Below are 17,253 nucleotides of genomic sequence, written 5' to 3' on the forward strand. Positions count from 1 at the left end.
AGGACCAGACCCCAGCCGAGCAAGTCGTTGCGCGCCGCCGCCGCCGGCAAGGCGGCCGCGCGCGCCAAGGCCGCGTCCAGGCTCAGGCGGCCGGGGCCGCGCAGGATCAGCGGCCACAGCATCACCAGGAACAGCAGCGGCAATTTGTAGTTGCCCGCGCCCTGATCGGTGATCGCATAGCCTTGGGCCAGTTGGCTCAGGCCCATCCAGTCCTGCGGCCAATGCACCGCGGCGATTGCGACCACGGTCAGCACGAACAACGACGCGGCGACGAAACGGGTGGCCAGCCCGAACAACAGCGCTACGCCGCCGAGCAGTTCGAACCAGGTCGCCATGCCCCAGCTGAGATCGGCGGGCACGCGGTTGAACGGAAACGGGAAGTTCGCCATCACCGAGCCGAACCAGTTTTCGCCGGACAGTTTCTCGCGCCCGGATTCGAAGAACTCCCAGGCCAGGGTCAGGCGCAGGCCCAACGGCGCGAGCCAGCCGCCGACGCCGTCGAGGCGGTCGCGCACGGCGGCGAGCAAGCAGGAAAGGGATATCGTCATGGCGCGCTCCGGGTCGGTCGGCGCCGGAAACGCCGGCGCCTTCCCTCACTAGAGGCTGCGATCAGGCCGAAGGATTCGCGTCGCGGGAAAAAAACACCACGCCGTTGGCGCGCATCTGCCGCAGCAGACCCAGGCCCAGCTCCAGGAATCCGGCGACGTCGTCGCTGCCGGCTTCTTGCGCCAACTCGCTCAGTTGCTCGCGCGCCGACAATTCCGGCGATTCGCCGATGCGTTCGACCAGACGGAACGCCAGCGGACTGAGTTCGGAGAAACGCACCTCGCCGTCGCGCTTGCGGCGCAGCAGCACCAGGGTCGGGGTGGGCGGGGCTTGCTCGGGTTGGTAATCCGGGCCCAGCCGATGCACCGGCCAGGCGTAGGCCAGCGGCCAGGCCAGCGCGGACAGGCGCGGGGCGCGATCGAGCAGGTCGGCCTCGTCGATGCCGGCGTCGTCGACGGGCGCTGGTGCGTCGCTGAGTTGCAGCGCCAGCTCGACCCATTCGTAGTGCGCCAGTTCGGCCAGGAACGGCGGGTCCAGTGTTTCCAGTTCCTGCAGATAGCGCAGGAACTCGCGCGCGATCTCGGCGAACAGCGGCGTGTGGCAGCGGTAGTCGCGATAAAAATCGCGGACCAGGCTCTGCCAGCGCTGTTCGCCGAGCAGCTTGCTGATGACCGGGAAGTTGCCCGACAGCAAACCTTCGATGTTGTTGAACAGCAGGTCGCGGTAGATGCCCAGGCGGCGGTCTTCGATGCCCGCGGGCGCCGGACTGGCGTTGGGGTCGCGCAGGTGACGGGTGAGTTCGAATTGCTGCGCGCGCAGGCGCGAGGGCGCGTCGTTCATCGATCAGGCGAGCCGGCTGCGGCGCGCGGCGTCGCGTTCGGGCGCGGCCGACTCGCGCATGACCTGGCGGACGATGTCCAACTCGTCCACCAGTTCTTGATAGGGCGGGAAATTGAAGTCGCGTTCGAGCAAGGTCGGGCGCGCGCCGAACATGCGGTAGGCATCGCCGAGCAGCGACCAGACTTCGTTCTTGACCGGCGCGCCGTGGGTGTCGACCTTGAGATCGTCGGCCTCATCGTAATGGCCGGCGACGTGGATGTAGGCGATGCGCTCGTGCGGCATCGCGGCGATGAACTCGCGCGCGTCGTAACGGTGGTTGATCGAGTTCACGTACACGTTGTTGACGTCGAGCAGCAAGTCGCAATCGGCCTCGGCCAGGATCGCGCGGGTGAATTCGATCTCGCTCATTTCCTGGTGCGGCGCGGCGTAGTAGGAGGCGTTTTCCACCGCGATGCGGCGGCCGACGATGTCCTGGGTGCGGCGGATCCGCGCGGCGACGTGGCGCACGGCTTCTTCGGTGAACGGAATCGGCAGCAGATCGTAAAGATGGCCGTCGTCGCTGCAGTAGCTCAGGTGTTCGCTGTAGCAGGCGACCCGGTGTTCGTCGAGGAAACGGCGCACCCGGGCCAGGAAGGTCTCATCCAGCGGCGCGGTGCCGCCGAGCGACAACGACAGACCGTGGCAGATCAGGCGATAACGCGCGGACAGTTCGCGCAGCGCTTCGCCGAAACGCCCGCCCACGCCGATCCAGTTTTCCGGCGCGCATTCGAGAAAATCGAAATCGCGGCGCGCGCCGGCCGCGTACGGCGCGGACTGCAGCGGGCCCAGCAGGGCCCGCCGCAGGCCGAGGCCGACGGCATCCGGTGACAGAGGATGCATGCCGTCCATCGTCAGTCGCGCAGCGCGATCAGACCGAACCGCCGCACTTGCCCTCGCCGCACTTGCCTTCGCCGGCCTTCTTGGCCGGAGCGGCCTTGGCGCCGGTGGCCTTCTTGTCGGCGCCGCACTTGCCTTCGCCACACTTGCCTTCGCCGGCCTTCTTCTTGTCGGCGCCGCACTTGCCTTCGCCGCACTTGCCTTCGGCGTGCTTCTTCTTGTCGGCGCCGCAGCTGCCTTCCTTCGCCTTCTTGTCGGCGCCGCAGCTGCCTTCGGCGTGCTTGGCGGCGTCGGCGCCGGCCTTGGCGTCGGCGGCCTTCTCGGTGGCCGGCGGAGCGTTCTGCGCGCCGAGCAGGTAGCCCTGCGAGAGGTCGCTCATCGCGAACGCGGAAGCCGACAGGCTCAGGCCGCCGATCAGGGTGGCGCCGAGAGCGAGGGCGAGGGGCTTGTTGATTTGCTTGGACATGGGTGACTCCTGAGTGGCGATGAGGGCGGGTTCGCCCCGTTTGGGGTGGCGGTCCGCCAATGCGGCGCCGCCGGGTCGGGTGGTGCATTGAAACCGAAAAGCGGATCGAGCGGAGCGGGGTGAAGCGTGATCGGTGGTACGGACGGAGCTACGGCGAAGCGATTCGGGCGGGCTGGGTTTGGGTGACTGCGACTGATACGGGCGCGATCGCGGCGCGGATGCACTCAGTGATCGAGATATTCGCGGGCCAGTGCGCGGGCCCGATGCAGGCGCGACTTCACCGCCTCGCGGGTGGTGCCCAGGCGCTCGCCGATCTCGGCGATGCTCAGGCCCTCAAGATCGCGCAACAGGATGATGTCGCGATAGTGCGTGGGCAGCGATTCCAGCGCGGCGGCCACATCATGCCGCCATTCCACCGGCTCGGGCGTGACCACCGGCATGATGTCGTCGGTGATGGCGTCGCCGCTGAGCATCCGCCGGCCGCGCTTGAACCGGTTGCACTCGCGCTTGACGATGCGGAAGGTCCAGGAGACGAAGCATTCGAGCACGCGCAGATCGCGCAGTTTGCGCGAGATGGTGATCAGGCTTTCCTGGACCGCGTCCTCGATGTCGTTGATGACGCAGTGGTATTCGGCGTAACGGCGCAGGTCCTGGCGCGAGTGGATCAACACCCGCTCCAGCGCGGCCGGATCGCCCGAGCGGGCCGCGGCCAAGTCTGCGTTAACCATCAGTGCCGTCATCCCGGGGGCTCCTCCCAGTTCTCTAAAAATACACCGCGGCAGGTCGTCGCGGGCATGTACCAAGAGTGGGGTGGGGGGCGATCGGGTTCGCGCGACGGCGCGGCGGTGCCGGCTGCGTTTAGAACGCGTTCATCGTGGCGGGGCTGTAACCGGTTGCAGGCTGGTGCGGCAAGGGCGCGCGGGGTCTGGTGCGTGGCCGCCGATAACGACAAGGCCCGGGGCGGAATACGAGTCCGCGCCCGGGCCTGTTTGTTGCGATGCAGCGAAATACGGCCCTCGCTGGCCCGATCCTTACCGCGATGGCAAGGTCACAGCGCGCCGGTGGTGTTGGTGTCGTCGCGCTTCTCGCGCGGCGGCAGCAGTTCCTCGCCCTTGACCAGGAACCAGACGTTCTCGGCGATGTTGGTGGCGTGATCGCCGACCCGCTCGATGTTCTTGGCCATGAACAACAGATGGGTGCAGGCGGTGATGCTGCGCGCGTCTTCCATCATGTAGGTCAGCAGTTCGCGGAACAGGCCGGTGTAGGCGGTGTCGATTTCGGCATCGCGCTCGCGCACCCGCTGGGCCAGTTCGATGTCGTTGTCGCGGTACGCCGAAAGCACGTCGCGCAGCTGCTTGACCGCCAGCGTGCCCAGCGCGTGCAGGCCGGCCACGTGCGGCAGCGGCGGCGACAGGTTCAGCGCGGTCGAGCGCTTGGCGACGTTGGCGGCGTAGTCGCCGACCCGCTCGATGTCGGCGGCGATGCGGATCGCGGCCAGAATCTCGCGCAGATCGCGCGCCATCGGCCCGCGCAGCGCCAGCTTCATGACGTCGTGGCTGATTTCCTGCTCGAGCGCGTCGATGGCTTCATCGTTGGCGATGATGCGCTCGGCGGCCTTGTCGTCGCGGCGCTGGACCACGTCGAGCGCGGCTTCGAGCTGGGACGCGGCCATCTCGCCCATGCGCAGGGTTTCGTCGAGCAGGCGGCGCTGCTCTTCGTCGTAGCTTTTGACGATGTGATCGTGCATTTGGGTGCTCATAAAGTGATGTCCTGTTTGCGCTATCCCTTCTCCGGCTTGCGGAAGAAGGTGCCCGCAGGGCGGGTGAGGGCGCGGCCCTCACCCCAACCCCTCTCCCGCGGGCGGGAGAGGGGCTTTGGTTGTTTCCTCAACCGAACCGACCGGTGATGTAATCCTCGGTCTGCTGCTTGGTCGGCTTGGAGAAAATCTGTTCGGTCGGGCCGTGTTCGATCAGGTCGCCCAGGTACATGAAGGCGGTGAAGTCGGACACGCGCGCGGCCTGCTGCATGTTGTGGGTCACGATCGCGATCGTGTAGTCCTTCTTCAACTCTTCCACCAACTGCTCGATGCGGCTGGTGGAGATCGGATCCAGCGCCGAGGTCGGTTCGTCGAGCAACAGCACCGACGGCTTCAGCGCGACCGCGCGGGCGATGCACAGACGCTGCTGCTGGCCGCCGGACAAACCCAGCGCGCTCTGGCTCAGCTTGTCCTTGACCTCGTCCCACAGCGCGCCCTGGCGCAGCGCCTGTTCGACCCGGTCGTTCATTTCCGACTTCGACAGCTTCTCGTGGTGGCGGATGCCGTAGGCCACGTTCTCGAAGATGGTCATCGGGAACGGCACCGGCTTCTGGAACACCATGCCGACCTTGCTGCGCAGGCGGTTCATCGGGTACTTCGGATCGAGGATGTTCTCCCCGTCCAGCAGCACCTGGCCGCGCGCTTCCAGCTTCGGATACAGGGCGTAGATGCGGTTGAAGATCCGCAGCAGGGTCGACTTGCCGCAACCGGACGGGCCGATCAGCGCGGTGACCTGCTTCTCGGGGATTTCCAGATCGATCGCCTTGAGCGCATGGAACTTGTCGTAATAGAAGTCCAGGCCGCGCGCGGCGAGCTTGACCGGGTTGGCGCCGACGACCGCGTCGCGATCGGGTGTTGCGACGGTGAGGCGGGCGTCGTTCATGGCCGGGGTTCGCTCGGTATTCACGGAAGAGAGGTCAGTCATGGCTGATTTTGTTGCGTAGCAGGAGGGCGCGGGCGATCAGGCTGACCAGCAGCACGAACACGGTCAGCACCAGGGCGCCGGCCCAGGCGATGTGTTCCCAGTTCTCGTAGCCCTTGCCGGCGAAGTTGAACATCACGATCGACACCGCGGCCATCGGGCCGGTGACGTCGACGCTCCAGAACGAGTTGCCGAAGGCAGTGAACAGCAGCGGTGCGGTCTCGCCGGAGATGCGCGCCAGCGCCAGCAGCACGCCGGTGACGATGCCGGGCAGGGCCGACTTGTACAGCACCTGCACGATCACCTTCCATTGCGGCACGCCCAGCGACAGCGCGGCTTCGCGCATCTGGCCGGGGACCAGGCGCAGCATTTCGTCGGTGGTGCGCACCACCACCGGCAGCACGATGAAGGCCAGCGCGATCGCGCCGGACAGCGCCGAGAATCCGAGCAGCGCGTTGCTGTCGGCGGTCGGCTTGGCGATGAACACCGCGTACACGAACAGGCCCAGCACGATCGACGGCGCCGACAGCAGGATGTCGTTGACGAAGCGCACCACCGTGCCGAACTTGCGCTTGTTGCCGTACTCGGCGAGCCAGGTGCCGGCGGCGATGCCGAGCGGGGTGCCGATCGCCAGACCCATCGCGCACATCACGATGCTGCCGAAGATCGCGTTGCGCAGGCCGCCGGCTTCCATCGGCGGCGGCTGGTCGCGGATAAACAGATCCAGATTGACCCCGCCGGCGCCCTTGACCAGCAGCGTCCACAGGATCCAGCCCAGGAACACCAGACCGAACAGCGCGGCCGCGCAGGCCAGGGTCAGGGCGATGGTATTGACGATGCGGCGACGGCGATACAGCTTGTCGGCGGCGCGGCCGCGGGCATCGGTGGCGAAAGCGGTGGCCATCAGTTGCCCTCCTTGCGGGACAGTTGCATCAGCATCAGGCGCGCGGCGGCCAGCACCACGAAGGTGACGATGAACAAGACGAAGCCCAGCAGCACCAGCGCGGAGCGGTAGGTTTCCGAGGCTTCGCCGAAGTCGTTGGCGATCAGCGCGGCGATGGTGGTGCTCGGATCGATCAGCGACGGGGTGAATTGCACCGCGTTGCCGATCACGAACGCCACCGCCATGGTCTCGCCGAGCGCGCGGCCCAGGCCGAGGAACACGCCGCCGATCACCGCCGAGCGGGTGTAGGGCAGCACGATGTCCCAGCTGACTTCCCACTTGGTCGAACCCAGCGCGTAGGCCGATTCCTTGAGCCGGGTCGGCACGGTCAGGAACACTTCGCGCATCACCGAGGAGATGAAGGGAATGATCATGATCGACAGCACCAGACCGGAGGTGAGCATGCCCACGCCGATCGGCGGCCCCTGGAACAGGCGGCCGATCACCGGCAGCGGGCCGACGTTGTCGATCAGCCAGGGGATCACGCTTTCGCGCATCACCGGCATCAGCACGAAGAAGCCCCACATGCCGTAGATGATCGAGGGAATGCCGGCGAGCAATTCGATCGCGGTGCCGATCGGCCCGCGCGCCCAGCGCGGCGCGACTTCGGTCAGGAAGAAGGCGATGCCGAAGCTCACCGGCACGGCGATCAGCATGGCGATGACCGCGGTGACGATGGTGCCGTAGATCGGCACCAGCGCGCCGTACTTGTCGGCGGCCGGGTTCCAGTCGCTGGAGGTGAAGAAATTCAGGCCTTCCGAAGCCAGGACGGCGCGGCCGCCCCACAGCATCGACAGCGCGGCGCCGGCCAGCGCGATCAGCACGAAGATCGCGGTGGAGGTAACGAAGTAGCGGAAGAATCGATCGTTGCGCGCGTCGGCGCGATCGCGGGCGGAGACGCCGGATGAAGCGGGGAGGGCGGTCGCGTTCATTGCGAAGAGGGGTCCGTCGTGGCCGGGCTTGCGGGGGCGGGCTTGGTGCGGGTGGGGCTGGATTGCGATTGTGGCGAGCTGCGTTTGTGGCGGGCAGTGCTTGTAGCGAGCTGTGTTTGTAGCGGGCTGTGTTTGTAGCGAGTTGTGCTTGTAGCGAGTTGTGTTTGTAGCGAACTGCGGTGTTGCGTTGAGCGGGCCGCTGCGAGCTTTTTGGGCTCGTCATTCCCGCGAACGCGGGAATCCAGCGACTTCAGAAACTTTCAATCGTTGCGATGTAGCGGTTGCTGTTGGTGTTGCCGTTGCCTTTGCCTTTTTGCCGTCATCCCCGCGAAGGCGGGGATCCAGGGCTTCATCGCGACAAAACCCTCAAGCGGGTTTCGCGCGCGCTGAAGTAGGTGGCTCGACGCTGAAGGCTCTGGATCCCCGCTTTCGCGGGGATGACGTTCTGACAAAGCCGCGCCCGCTTCGCGGGCGCGGGTCAGAACGTCACTTAAACTCCGCCCCCCAATAAGCCTCGATCTGCTTCACCAACTCCGGCGGCAACGGCACGTAATCCAGCGCCTGCGCCTGCGACTGGCCGCTCTCGAAGGCCCACTTGAAGAACGCGCGGGTGTCGGCGCTGCGCTTGGCGTCCTTGGGCTGCTTGTACATCAGGATGAAATTGGTCGCGGTGATCGGCCAGGACTTCTCGCCGGACGCGTTGGTGATGATCAGGTTGAAATCCTTGGCGCTGGCCCAGTCCGCGGTCGCGGCCGCGGCGGCGAAGGCTTCGGCGTTGGGCTGGACGAACTGGCCGGCCGCGTTCTGCAACTGGGTGTGGGCCATCTTGTTCTGCACCGCATAGGCCAGTTCGACGTAGCCGATCGAGCCCTTGATCTGCATGACGTAGGAGGCCACGCCTTCGTTGCCCTTGCCGCCGACGCCGCCGGGCCACTGCACCGAGGTGCCTTCGCCGACCTTGGTCTTCCACTCCGGGCTGACCTTGGACAGATAGTTGGAGAAGTTGAAGGTGGTGCCCGAACCGTCGGAGCGATGCACGACGTTGATCTTCAGGTCCGGCAGGGTCACGCCGGGGTTGGCCGCGGCGATCGCCGGATCGTTCCACTTGCCGACCGTGCCGAGGAAGATGTTGGCCAGCAGCGGGCCGGTGAGACGCAACTTGCCGGCTTCGATGCCGTCGACGTTGATCACCGGCACCACGCCGCCGATCGCCGAGGGGAACTGGCCCAGGCCGGCGGCGGCGAGTTCTTCGCTCGGCAGCGGCTTGTCGGTGGAGCCGAAATCGACCGTCGCGGCCTTGATCTGGGCGATGCCGCCGCCGGAACCGATCGACTGGTAGTTGACCTTGGCGCCGGTGGCCTTGTTGTAGTCCGAGGACCACTTGGAGATCAGCGGATAGACGAAGCTGGCGCCGGCGCCGGTGATCTGCGCTGCGACCTGGTCGCCGGCGGGCGCGGCGGCGTCGGTCTTGGCGCCGCCGGCCGGGGCCGGATTCTGGTTGCCGCCGCACGCGGCGGCGGCCAGCGCGATGGCGAGAGAGAGGGCGGCGATGCGGGCCGGCGTGGATTTCATGCGGTGCTCCGTAAGAGTGCCGGCATGGGCGCCGGCTGGGCTGGCGCCATTTGATGATCTTTTTGTTACACGGCTATGACATAGATTCGTCACGAATCTGTAGTGAAAGGCCGGAGGGGGTGCCGGAGGTCGCGTTTTTCAGGGGTTTCGGGTGCTTTGAGCGTCACAATTTGGCTGGAAGGGCAGCGGTTGAGGTGTCGGGGAGGTATCGAAGCGGCCCTCGCCCGGCCCTCCGGGCCACCTTCTCAGCCCTGCACACCCTTCGGGCGCCGCTTGGCGGGAGAAGGGCTCCGCGCAGCCCGAGGGACCTGAGCCCCTCTCCCGCAAAGCGGGAGAGGGGTTGGGGTGAGGGCCGGCCGCCGACGCAGCGACGGCAGCCCCCGCAAAAAACAAAACGGGCCCGAAGGCCCGTCCTGTCCGATCGATCTGGTCTGTCGGAACCCCCCGGATCCGACCGGCTCGCGCCGGACGACCGGAGCGATCAGTAGTTCATGTTCGTGGTCCAGTAGGTCTCGACCTGCTTGACCAGCGCGTCGGGCAGCGGCACGTAATCCAGCGCCTTGGCCTGAGCGTCGCCGTTGGCGTAGACCCAGCGGAAGAATTCCTTGGCGTTCTTGGCGCCTTCGGCGTTCTTGGGCTGCTTGTACATCAGGATGAAGTTGGTCGCGGTGATCGGCCAGGAGTTCTCGCCCGGCGCGTTGGTCATGACCAGGTAGAAATCCTTGGCGTTGGCCCAGTCGGCGCTGGCGGCGGCGGCCGAGAAGGTCTCGTCGGTCGGCAGCACGAACTTGCCGTCGGCGTTCTTCAGGCGCGAGTACGCCATCTTGTTCTGCAGCGCGTAGGACAGTTCGACGTAGCCGATGCCGCCCTGGATCTGCTTGACGTACGCGGCCACGCCTTCGTTGCCCTTGCCGCCGATGCCGGTCGGCCACTTGACCGCGGTGCCTTCGCCGACCGAGGTCTTCCACTCGGCGTTGACCTTGGACAGGTAGTTGGCGAAGTTGAAGGTGGTGCCCGAACCGTCGGAGCGGTGGACCACGGTGATCTTCTTGTCGGGCAGCTTCAGGCCGCCGTTGAGGGCGACGATGGCCGGGTCGTTCCAGTTGGTGATCTTGCCCAGGAAGATGTTGCCCAGGGTCTCGCCGTCCAGCTTCATCGCGCCGGAGGCCACGCCCGGGACGTTGATCACCGGCACCACGCCGCCGATCACCGAGGGGAACTGGGCCAGGCCGAACTTGCTCAGCTCTTCGGGCTTGAGCGGGGCGTCGGAGGAACCGAAGTCGACCGTCGCGGCCTTGATCTGGGCGATGCCGCCGCCGGAGCCGATCGACTGGTAGTTGACCTTCTTATTAGCGGTCTTGGCGTAGTCGGCCGACCACTTGGACATCACCGGGTAGACGAAGGACGCGCCGGCGCCGGTCACGTCGGCGGCTTGCGCATTGAGCGCGAACGAGGCGGCCAGGGCCAGCGCGGTCACGCGGAAGGTACGGGAATTGAACACGTTGAGGCTCCTGAAAAGAGACGGCTGGCACGAATCCGATGTCGCGCATTCCATAACAGTTAGATGACAGCGACGGGTCTGGAACATGACAAACAGATGACGCGCTTGAGGGCGGTGCGCGGCGCTGGTTGATGAGCGGCTTCGCCCGCGACGCGGGGCGCGGCGGCCGATCCGGCCGCGAGCCGACAGGCCCGAACGCGCGAAAAAAAGGGCGCGGCCCTGCCGCGCCCTGGAACGACCGATACCGATCGAGGGGGAGAGAGACGCTTGCGCCGGCGCGGACGGATCCGCGCCGACGCCTTTGCATTACCAGTAGAACTGCATGCGCGCTTCCAGGACGTTCGGGTTGTCCTGAGCCTTCGCGCGCTTGGCGGTGTCGTACTTTTCCTGGTCGACCATCACGTAGTTCAGCATGAACTTGAAGTTCGAGCGCCAGTACCAGTTGACGCCGACGGTCCACGAATCGGCCTTGCCGCCGAGCACGCCGTCGACGCGGTTGGTGCCGACGATCGGGCTGCCGTCGTTGAGGTCGATGGTGTCGTAGCGCAGGCCCAGCTGCCACATGCCCTTGGCCGGATCGTTCGGCAGGCCGGTGGTCGGGGTGCCGGCCTTGTAGCCCCAGGTCTCGCCGCTGATGTTCCACAGGCCCGAGATGTAGAAGCCGTCGCCGCTGAAATCCTTCAGACCGTCGTTGCGCTTGACGTCGATGGTCATGTACTCGGCCTGCAGCTTGAACGGACCGTTGACCCACAGGCCTTCGGCGCCGATCACGCCGACGCGGTCGGTGCGGTTGTTGAGGCTGTTGGGGCTGGTCACGCTGCTGCCGGTGTCGATGAAGCGGGTCGCGACCATGTCGGCCATCGGACGCGCGCGCAGGCGGATGCCGTCGGCGTCGGTGTCCTTGTTGGAGTACGACAGGCCGAAGTGCAGCAGGTTGCCGGCTTCGTTGATCGGCGCGAAGTAGCCGCGCAGGCCGTAGCCGGCGCCGTGTTCGCGGTTGCGGGTGAGTTCGCGGCCGAAGTAGCTCGCGGTCAGGCCCCAGTTGTTGTCGCCGTAGTTGTACTGAGCGCCGACGCGGCGCGCGGTGCCCAGGCTGTTGGTGATCGAGGACTTGGCGATGAAGTCGTTGTTCTTGGTCGACGACAGCTCTTCCATCGTCGCGCCCGGCTGCTTGTACTGGCCGACCTGGATGAAGTGGTTGGCGTTGTTGCCGAACTTGTACTTGATGTTGGCGTCGAGGAACTTGTCGTCCTTGGCGTCGTAGCCCAGCACCCACTCGATGTTGCCCGGGCCCTTGCCCTTGAGCACCAACTCGGCGCGGCGCAGCTCATTGAGGTAGTCCTTGCCGTCCATGTCGCTGCCCGGCACGTCGGCGCCGTAGTCGATGGTGTCGGTGTCGAACTTGTAGAAATCCGCCTGGACCAGACCTTCGAAAGAGACTTCCGAATTGCCGATGACGTCGAGAGCGACTTCGGCGTGCGCGGCCGGCGCGACGAAAGCGGCGAGCAACGCTACGCAGAGGGTGTTACGCGAGAGTTTCATGTCTGGCCCTGAGGCGTGGAGAGATGCCGCGCAGGCTAGGGTGTGAAAGTTGCGTAAATGTGACAGAACTGACTTATTTCGCGGGCATGACCGCACGGTGACACCGGGCAATGGCGCAGTGTCGGAGCGGTGTCGGAGTTCCAGGGCGATCTCGCAACGACCGTGATCGGCTTCGAATTTCTCGTCCGATCAACGACTTCCGGCTGTCTTAAACGGTGCGGTTTCAGCCCGCGACCGGCTCGGGTTCGCCCGGTGTTTTGTCCGGATAACGGCAAAGATCGCGAATCGCGCAATGCGGACAATCCGGTTTGCGTGCCTTGCAAACGTAACGTCCGTGCAGGATCAACCAGTGATGTGCGTCCTGCAGATAGCGATCTGGCACCACTTTAAGGAGGCGGTGTTCGACTGCGAGCACATCCTTGCCCGGCGCCAGTCCGGTCCGGTTGGAGACGCGGAAGATGTGCGTGTCGACGGCGATGGTCGGTTCGCCGAAGGCGGTGTTGAGCACCACGTTGGCGGTCTTGCGGCCGACCCCGGGCAGCGCTTCGAGCGCGGCGCGGTCGCGCGGCACTTCGCCGCCGTGCAAGTCCAGCAACTGTTGCGACAGCGCGACCACGTTCGCGGCCTTGGTGTTGAACAGGCCGATGGTGGCGATGTAGGGCTTGAGCCCTTCCACCCCGAGCGCGGCGATGGCCTGCGGCGTGTTGGCGACCGGATACAACTTGCGCGTGGCTTTGTTGACGCCGACGTCGGTGGCTTGCGCGGACAACGCCACCGCCACCAGCAACTCGAACGGCGTGGTGTATTCCAGTTCGGTGGTCGGATGCGGGTTGAGCGCTTGCAGTCGCGCGAACATGTCTTCGATCTGCGCCGGCTTCATTTGCGCGCCGGGGCGTTCCTTGATTGCGGCGTCGGCGTTTTGCGCCGGCTTGGCGCGCGCGGGTTTGGCGCCGTCCTTTTTTGCCGGCTTGGCCTTGGCGCTCGCGATCTTCTTCGCGACCTTCGCGGGCGTCTTCTTCTTAGCGGCGGAGCTGCGATCGGTCGCCGAACCTTTGGCCGCGCGCGGGGCGGCGGTTCGGTTCGACTTGGCTGGCCGGGGGGCGGGCGCGGTCTTGGGCATGCGGAATCGTCGGCGTCAGGTCGGCCCGCGTTGCGCGGCCTTGGCCTTGGCGCGGGCGAGCGCGGCCGCGGCGGCGTTGGGCAACGCGGGGCGCGGCGCTGCGGCCGCGTCGGTATTAGTAAGAACAGCGGGCGCGGCGACGGTCGGGGCCGCGCGTTGCGCGGCGCGTTCGTCGGCGCGGCGTTGCAGGCGTTGCGCGCGGGCGCGGTAACGCTCGCGCGCGGCCAGGGCGCGCAGACGTTGTTCGCGCGCATCGCGCAGCGCCTGGGTGCAGGCGGGCGTGCAAGCGGTGCAGGCGAGCTTGGCCGGGAATTCCTCGGCCAGCAGGCCCAGCGAGATCGCCAGATCCAGATCGTCGCGGGCCAGGGCCTGGGCGAGGGCATGCGCCGCTGCGCCATCGGCCTGGCTGCAACCGCACACGCACGCGGTCGTCGCGGGCGCTTGGCCCGCGTGCGGCGGATCGGCGTGTGCGGCGTTCATGCGCGCTTCAACGGCCGTGGAAGGCCGGCTTGCGCCGTTCCAGGAACGCGGTGGTGCCTTCGCGCATGTCCTCGGTCGAGAACATCAGGCCGAACTGCGCGGTTTCGTATTCCAGGCCTTCCTCGATCCCGCACTCGCCGCCGACCGCGACGCAGTCGAGCACGCCGCGCAGCGCCAGCGGCGCGGATGCGGCCAGTTGCTCGGCCAGCTTGAAGGTCTCGGCTTCCAGCTCGGCCGCGGGGATCACCCGATTGACGATGCCCAGCGCCTGGGCGCGGGCGGCGTCGATCGGCGTTCCCACCAGGCACAGCTCCAGGGTCGCGGCGCGGCCGGCCAGGCGCAGCAGGCGCTGGGTGCCGCCGAAACCCGGAATCAGGCCGAGATTGATTTCCGGCTGGCCGATCTTGGCGCTGTCCGCGGCCAGGCGCAGATGGCAGCCCATGGCCAGCTCCAGCCCGCCGCCGAGGGCGAAACCGTTGATCATCGCGATCACCGGCTTGGGCATTTTCTCGATCCGGCGCATCAGTTTCTGCCCGCGCAGGGAGAAATCGCGGCCCTGGACCGGGGTCAGCAGGTTCATTTCGGAGATGTCGGCGCCGGCCACGAAGGCCTTCGGGCCGGCCCCGGTGAGGACCACGGCGCGCACCGCCGGGTCGGCGGCGGCGGCTTCGAAGGCGGCCAGCAGGGCGTCCAGGGTGGCCGCATTGAGCGCATTCAGCTTGTCGGGGCGGTTTACGACGATCTGGCGCACGGCGCCGCGATCGGCGATCAACAGGGGCGATTCGGTCATGTGATGGCCGTAGGGTTCTTGGAAATTGCGGGGAGGAAAGAGTGCGACCGCCATGGAACTTGGCGCCCTGGGCGCGGTCGTAGACGGGCGGCGTCAGTGGCGGTTAAGCGCTGCCGTCGGTATCCTAACCCGTCCTGTTGGGGCCTTACGACCGCAGGACTTTCATTTATCGGGGCATCGGAACCATGCCCCCAGCTAATCGGAACGGGCTCAGCCCGGGCCGTGCCACCACCGGAGATTCCACCGAATGAAGTTGCGTTTGATTGCTGCCGCCGTCGCAGCCCTGGCACTGACCGCCGGCAACGCCGTCGCGCAGGACACTTCTTCCGAGAAGGGCAAGCTGAGCTACGCGCTCGGTTACGACCTCGGCCGCAACGCCGTGGAAAGCGGCGAGCAGGTCGATGTGAACACCATCGTCAAGGGTCTGCAGGACGGCTACTCCAAGAAGCAGCCGGCCGTCGCGGTCGAGCAGCTGCGTACCGCCGTGCAGAACATGCAGAAGCGCCAGCAGGACAAGGCCAAGGCCGAGTGGGACAAGGCCGCGTCCGAGAACAAGACCAAGAGCGATACCTTCATCAACGCCAACAAGTCCAAGGCCGGCGTGAAGGTGTTGCCGAGCGGCGTGCAGTACCGCGTGGTCGAGAACGGCACCGGCGCCAAGCCGACCCAGGCCAGCACCGTGGCCCTGGAAGTGGCCGGTCCGTTCCCGTGGGGCGAGCGTCCGGCGCAGGCGCGTCCGGCCAACAACATCCCGTCGATCAAGGTCAGCGAGATCGAAATGGCGGCGATGCGCGAAGTGCTGCTGCAGATGCCGACCGGTTCGAAGTGGGAAGTCACCCTGCCTTCGGACAAGGCCTACGGCGCCGATCCGCGCACTCCGTTCCCGCCGAACGTGGCGGTGCAGTTCGAAATCAAGCTGGTCAGCGTCAAGTAATCCGACCGGCTAGTTCGATAGCGAATGTTCAACGCACTTGCGCCGGCCTGTCCGGCGCAAGTCGTTTGTGGGTTCCGGCGCGGCGGCAGCGCGCCGGTGTAGGCTCGGCTCGCCGCGCTCGCGGCGAGGCTTTACCCGGCCGTTTCGCCAGGCACAATGGCGCATGGCCCCGGTGGACGATATGACGAATTTTCGCGCGGTGCTGAGTCCTTGCATCGGCGTATGCCAACTCAGCGACGACGGCCTGTGCCTGGGTTGCCACCGAACCACCGCGGAGATCGCGCGCTGGTCGCAAATGAACGACGACGAGCGTCTGCGCTTGATGGAAGACGTGCTGCCCAAACGCGAAGCGGCCCTGCGGTGAGTTCCGACTCGCCCGGGACGCTCGGCGGATCGGCGTTCGCCGGCGATTTCCTCGCCGGCGACTCGCGCGCGCGCACCCGCCTGCTGACCGCGCTGCATCCGCTCGACGCCGCGCCCGAGAGCGACGGCTGGAACCTCGACGACCTCACCGGCCTGCTGCCCGACGATGCGCTGCGCGCGCAGGCCGCGGTGCTGGTCGGCCTGGTGCCGCGCGCCGACGGCGTGCAGGTGTTGTTGACCCGGCGCACCGACGGGCTGCGCCAACACGGCGGCCAGGTCAGTTTTCCCGGCGGACGGATCGAACCCAGCGATGAGGACGCGGTCGCCGCCGCGCTGCGCGAGACCGAAGAAGAAATCGGCGTGCCCGCGGCCTTGATCGCGCCGCTGGGTTTCCTCGATCCGCTGGTGACCATCACCGGTTTCCGGGTGTTGCCGCTGGTCGCGGTGATCGATGCGGCGTATGTGGCCCGGCCCGATCCGGCCGAAGTCGCGGAAGTGTTCGAAGTGCCGCTGACGTTCTTGCTCGACCCCGACAACCTCACCACGCGCACCCTGGAATACAAGGGCCGCGCGCGCCACGTGTTGGAATACCGCTATCCGAGCCAGCGCATCTGGGGCGCGACCGCGTCGATGCTGCTCAACCTGCGACAACGATTGGAGGCAGCCCGATGACCGATTGGACCACGTTGGTGTCGGCCGAGGATCTGGCCGCGGCCCTGGGGCGCGAGGACCTGATCGTGATCGACACGCGCACTTCGCTGACCGATCGCGCCGCCAGCGAGAACGCCTATCGCCAGGCGCACATCCCCGGCGCGCGCTATGCCGATCTGGATCGCGACCTGTCCGATCACCGCAAGACCTCCGGCGGCCGCCATCCTTGGCCGGACGCCGCCGATTTCACCGCGACCTTGGGTCGTTGGGGCATCACCCCACAGCACCAAGTGGTGGTGTACGACGCCGCCGACGGCGCCTTGGCGGCGTCGCGGCTGTGGTTCTTGCTGCGCGTGCTGGGCCATCGCCGGGTCGCCGTGCTCGACGGCGGCTGGCAGCGTTGGAGCGCGCTCGCTCTGCCGGTCGACGCCGAGATTCCGCAGCCGACGCCTACCCAGTACCAGGCCAGTTTCGATGCGCGCCGTTTGCTCGACGCGCAAGACGTGCGCGCTCTGCTCGATTCGGGCGGGTTGTTGATCGACGCGCGCGCCGGCGAGCGTTTCCGCGGCGAAGTCGAGCCTTTGGACCGCGTCGCCGGACATGTGCCGGGCGCGAGCAATCGCGCGTTCGCGGCCAATCTCGCCGACGGCGGCTTCAAGCCGGCGGGCGTGTTGGCGAACGAGTACGCGGCCTTGCTCGGCGATCGCGAGGTCGCGCAAGTCGCGGTGATGTGCGGTTCCGGCGTGACCGCATGCCATCACTTGCTGGCGATGGCGCATGCCGGGTTCGACGGCGCGGCGTTGTATACCGGCTCGTGGAGCGGTTGGATCGAAGATCCGTTGCGGCCGGTGGCGACCGGCGAGGCTTGATTCGCCAGTGTGATGCGAGACCGCATCATCTGAATCGTGCAGTTACGGAGTTCGAGTCAACGGCCTTGCCGCTGGCTTGGGATGCGCGCT

18 protein-coding genes and 1 pseudogene are annotated in these 17,253 nt (G+C 66.7%); 4 read left to right on the forward strand and 15 right to left on the reverse strand.

Annotated features, from left to right (window positions below; genetic code table 11):
- From V7787_RS23830 to V7787_RS23900, 15 genes and pseudogenes are all read right to left on the reverse strand, one after another.
- Positions 1 to 548 (reverse strand): HvfX family Cu-binding RiPP maturation protein (locus V7787_RS23830; protein WP_336089743.1); only part of this gene is annotated, 548 nt, incomplete at its 3' end.
- A gap of 61 nt (positions 549 to 609) precedes the next feature.
- Positions 610 to 1,386: an HvfC family RiPP maturation protein gene (locus V7787_RS23835; RefSeq protein WP_336089744.1), complete on the reverse strand. Its 777-nt coding sequence runs from the start codon at positions 1,384 to 1,386 to the stop codon at positions 610 to 612.
- A 3-nt stretch (positions 1,387 to 1,389) separates the two neighbouring features.
- Positions 1,390 to 2,265 carry an HvfB family MNIO-type RiPP peptide maturase gene (locus V7787_RS23840; RefSeq protein ID WP_336089745.1) on the reverse strand — a complete coding sequence of 292 codons (876 nt, stop codon included), beginning with the start codon at positions 2,263 to 2,265 and terminating at the stop codon, positions 1,390 to 1,392.
- 40 nt (positions 2,266 to 2,305) lie between these two features.
- Positions 2,306 to 2,728, reverse strand: a pseudogene (locus tag V7787_RS23845) (HvfA family oxazolone/thioamide-modified RiPP metallophore); the annotation flags it as partial.
- A 224-nt stretch (positions 2,729 to 2,952) separates the two neighbouring features.
- Complete coding sequence (locus V7787_RS23850; protein WP_336089746.1) at positions 2,953 to 3,468, reverse strand: RNA polymerase sigma factor; 516 nt, start codon at positions 3,466 to 3,468, stop codon at positions 2,953 to 2,955.
- A gap of 308 nt (positions 3,469 to 3,776) precedes the next feature.
- Positions 3,777 to 4,487, reverse strand: coding sequence for a phosphate signaling complex protein PhoU (gene phoU / locus V7787_RS23855; RefSeq protein WP_336089748.1), 711 nt, complete (start codon positions 4,485 to 4,487; stop codon positions 3,777 to 3,779).
- 127 nt (positions 4,488 to 4,614) lie between these two features.
- Positions 4,615 to 5,427 carry a phosphate ABC transporter ATP-binding protein PstB gene (pstB, locus tag V7787_RS23860; protein ID WP_336089750.1) on the reverse strand — a complete coding sequence of 271 codons (813 nt, stop codon included), beginning with the start codon at positions 5,425 to 5,427 and terminating at the stop codon, positions 4,615 to 4,617.
- Positions 5,428 to 5,461: 34 nt separating this feature from the next.
- Positions 5,462 to 6,370 (reverse strand): phosphate ABC transporter permease PstA, encoded by a 909-nt coding sequence (pstA, locus tag V7787_RS23865; protein WP_336089752.1) that lies wholly within the window; start codon positions 6,368 to 6,370, stop codon positions 5,462 to 5,464.
- Positions 6,370 to 7,341, reverse strand: a complete 972-nt coding sequence (gene pstC, locus V7787_RS23870) for a phosphate ABC transporter permease subunit PstC (RefSeq protein WP_336089753.1) — start codon at positions 7,339 to 7,341, stop codon at positions 6,370 to 6,372. Before pstC ends, pstA begins: the two co-directional genes overlap by 1 nt.
- 486 nt (positions 7,342 to 7,827) lie before the next feature.
- Positions 7,828 to 8,913 carry a phosphate ABC transporter substrate-binding protein PstS gene (gene pstS / locus V7787_RS23875; protein ID WP_336089754.1) on the reverse strand — a complete coding sequence of 362 codons (1,086 nt, stop codon included), beginning with the start codon at positions 8,911 to 8,913 and terminating at the stop codon, positions 7,828 to 7,830.
- 481 nt (positions 8,914 to 9,394) lie between these two features.
- A complete protein-coding gene (gene pstS / locus V7787_RS23880) occupies positions 9,395 to 10,414 on the reverse strand; it encodes a phosphate ABC transporter substrate-binding protein PstS (protein ID WP_442965330.1) in 1,020 nt (339 codons plus the stop codon).
- 306 nt (positions 10,415 to 10,720) lie between these two features.
- Positions 10,721 to 11,956, reverse strand: a complete 1,236-nt coding sequence (locus V7787_RS23885; RefSeq protein WP_336089755.1) for an OprO/OprP family phosphate-selective porin — start codon at positions 11,954 to 11,956, stop codon at positions 10,721 to 10,723.
- A gap of 223 nt (positions 11,957 to 12,179) precedes the next feature.
- Positions 12,180 to 12,836 carry an endonuclease III gene (gene nth / locus V7787_RS23890; protein ID WP_336089816.1) on the reverse strand — a complete coding sequence of 219 codons (657 nt, stop codon included), beginning with the start codon at positions 12,834 to 12,836 and terminating at the stop codon, positions 12,180 to 12,182.
- Between the two features lie 255 nt (positions 12,837 to 13,091).
- On the reverse strand, positions 13,092 to 13,556 hold the full coding sequence (locus tag V7787_RS23895) for a hypothetical protein (RefSeq protein WP_336089756.1): 465 nt from the start codon (positions 13,554 to 13,556) through the stop codon (positions 13,092 to 13,094).
- 7 nt (positions 13,557 to 13,563) lie between these two features.
- On the reverse strand, positions 13,564 to 14,346 hold the full coding sequence (locus tag V7787_RS23900) for an enoyl-CoA hydratase/isomerase family protein (RefSeq protein WP_336089757.1): 783 nt from the start codon (positions 14,344 to 14,346) through the stop codon (positions 13,564 to 13,566).
- Between the two features lie 247 nt (positions 14,347 to 14,593).
- Here V7787_RS23900 and V7787_RS23905 point away from each other — a divergent pair, with 247 nt between their 5' ends.
- The 4 genes from V7787_RS23905 (at position 14,594) to V7787_RS23920 (ending at position 17,163) form a co-directional block, all read left to right on the forward strand.
- Positions 14,594 to 15,280 carry an FKBP-type peptidyl-prolyl cis-trans isomerase N-terminal domain-containing protein gene (locus tag V7787_RS23905; protein ID WP_336089759.1) on the forward strand — a complete coding sequence of 229 codons (687 nt, stop codon included), beginning with the start codon at positions 14,594 to 14,596 and terminating at the stop codon, positions 15,278 to 15,280.
- 181 nt (positions 15,281 to 15,461) lie between these two features.
- Positions 15,462 to 15,644, forward strand: a complete 183-nt coding sequence (locus V7787_RS23910) for a DUF1289 domain-containing protein (RefSeq protein WP_336089761.1) — start codon at positions 15,462 to 15,464, stop codon at positions 15,642 to 15,644.
- Positions 15,641 to 16,315 carry an NUDIX hydrolase gene (locus V7787_RS23915; RefSeq protein ID WP_336089762.1) on the forward strand — a complete coding sequence of 225 codons (675 nt, stop codon included), beginning with the start codon at positions 15,641 to 15,643 and terminating at the stop codon, positions 16,313 to 16,315. Before V7787_RS23910 ends, V7787_RS23915 begins: the two co-directional genes overlap by 4 nt.
- On the forward strand, positions 16,312 to 17,163 hold the full coding sequence (locus tag V7787_RS23920) for a sulfurtransferase (protein ID WP_336089763.1): 852 nt from the start codon (positions 16,312 to 16,314) through the stop codon (positions 17,161 to 17,163). The genes V7787_RS23915 and V7787_RS23920 overlap by 4 nt, the downstream gene beginning before the upstream one ends.
- Positions 17,164 to 17,253: the final 90 nt, after the last annotated feature.

The sequence above is a fragment of the Pseudomonas sp. CGJS7 genome, assembly GCF_036961695.1.

Coding starts and splice junctions, on each gene's coding strand:
- V7787_RS23835 (WP_336089744.1), bottom strand. CDS start 1,386: ATGAACGACGCGCCCTCGCGCCTGCGCGCGCAGCAATTCGAACTCACC.
- V7787_RS23840 (WP_336089745.1), bottom strand. CDS start 2,265: ATGCATCCTCTGTCACCGGATGCCGTCGGCCTCGGCCTGCGGCGGGCC.
- V7787_RS23850 (WP_336089746.1), bottom strand. CDS start 3,468: ATGACGGCACTGATGGTTAACGCAGACTTGGCCGCGGCCCGCTCGGGC.
- phoU (WP_336089748.1), bottom strand. CDS start 4,487: ATGAGCACCCAAATGCACGATCACATCGTCAAAAGCTACGACGAAGAG.
- pstB (WP_336089750.1), bottom strand. CDS start 5,427: ATGAACGACGCCCGCCTCACCGTCGCAACACCCGATCGCGACGCGGTC.
- pstA (WP_336089752.1), bottom strand. CDS start 6,370: ATGGCCACCGCTTTCGCCACCGATGCCCGCGGCCGCGCCGCCGACAAG.
- pstC (WP_336089753.1), bottom strand. CDS start 7,341: ATGAACGCGACCGCCCTCCCCGCTTCATCCGGCGTCTCCGCCCGCGAT.
- pstS (WP_336089754.1), bottom strand. CDS start 8,913: ATGAAATCCACGCCGGCCCGCATCGCCGCCCTCTCTCTCGCCATCGCG.
- V7787_RS23885 (WP_336089755.1), bottom strand. CDS start 11,956: ATGAAACTCTCGCGTAACACCCTCTGCGTAGCGTTGCTCGCCGCTTTC.
- nth (WP_336089816.1), bottom strand. CDS start 12,836: ATGAAGCCGGCGCAGATCGAAGACATGTTCGCGCGACTGCAAGCGCTC.
- V7787_RS23895 (WP_336089756.1), bottom strand. CDS start 13,556: ATGAACGCCGCACACGCCGATCCGCCGCACGCGGGCCAAGCGCCCGCG.
- V7787_RS23900 (WP_336089757.1), bottom strand. CDS start 14,346: ATGACCGAATCGCCCCTGTTGATCGCCGATCGCGGCGCCGTGCGCCAG.
- V7787_RS23905 (WP_336089759.1), top strand. CDS start 14,594: ATGAAGTTGCGTTTGATTGCTGCCGCCGTCGCAGCCCTGGCACTGACC.
- V7787_RS23910 (WP_336089761.1), top strand. CDS start 15,462: ATGACGAATTTTCGCGCGGTGCTGAGTCCTTGCATCGGCGTATGCCAA.
- V7787_RS23920 (WP_336089763.1), top strand. CDS start 16,312: ATGACCGATTGGACCACGTTGGTGTCGGCCGAGGATCTGGCCGCGGCC.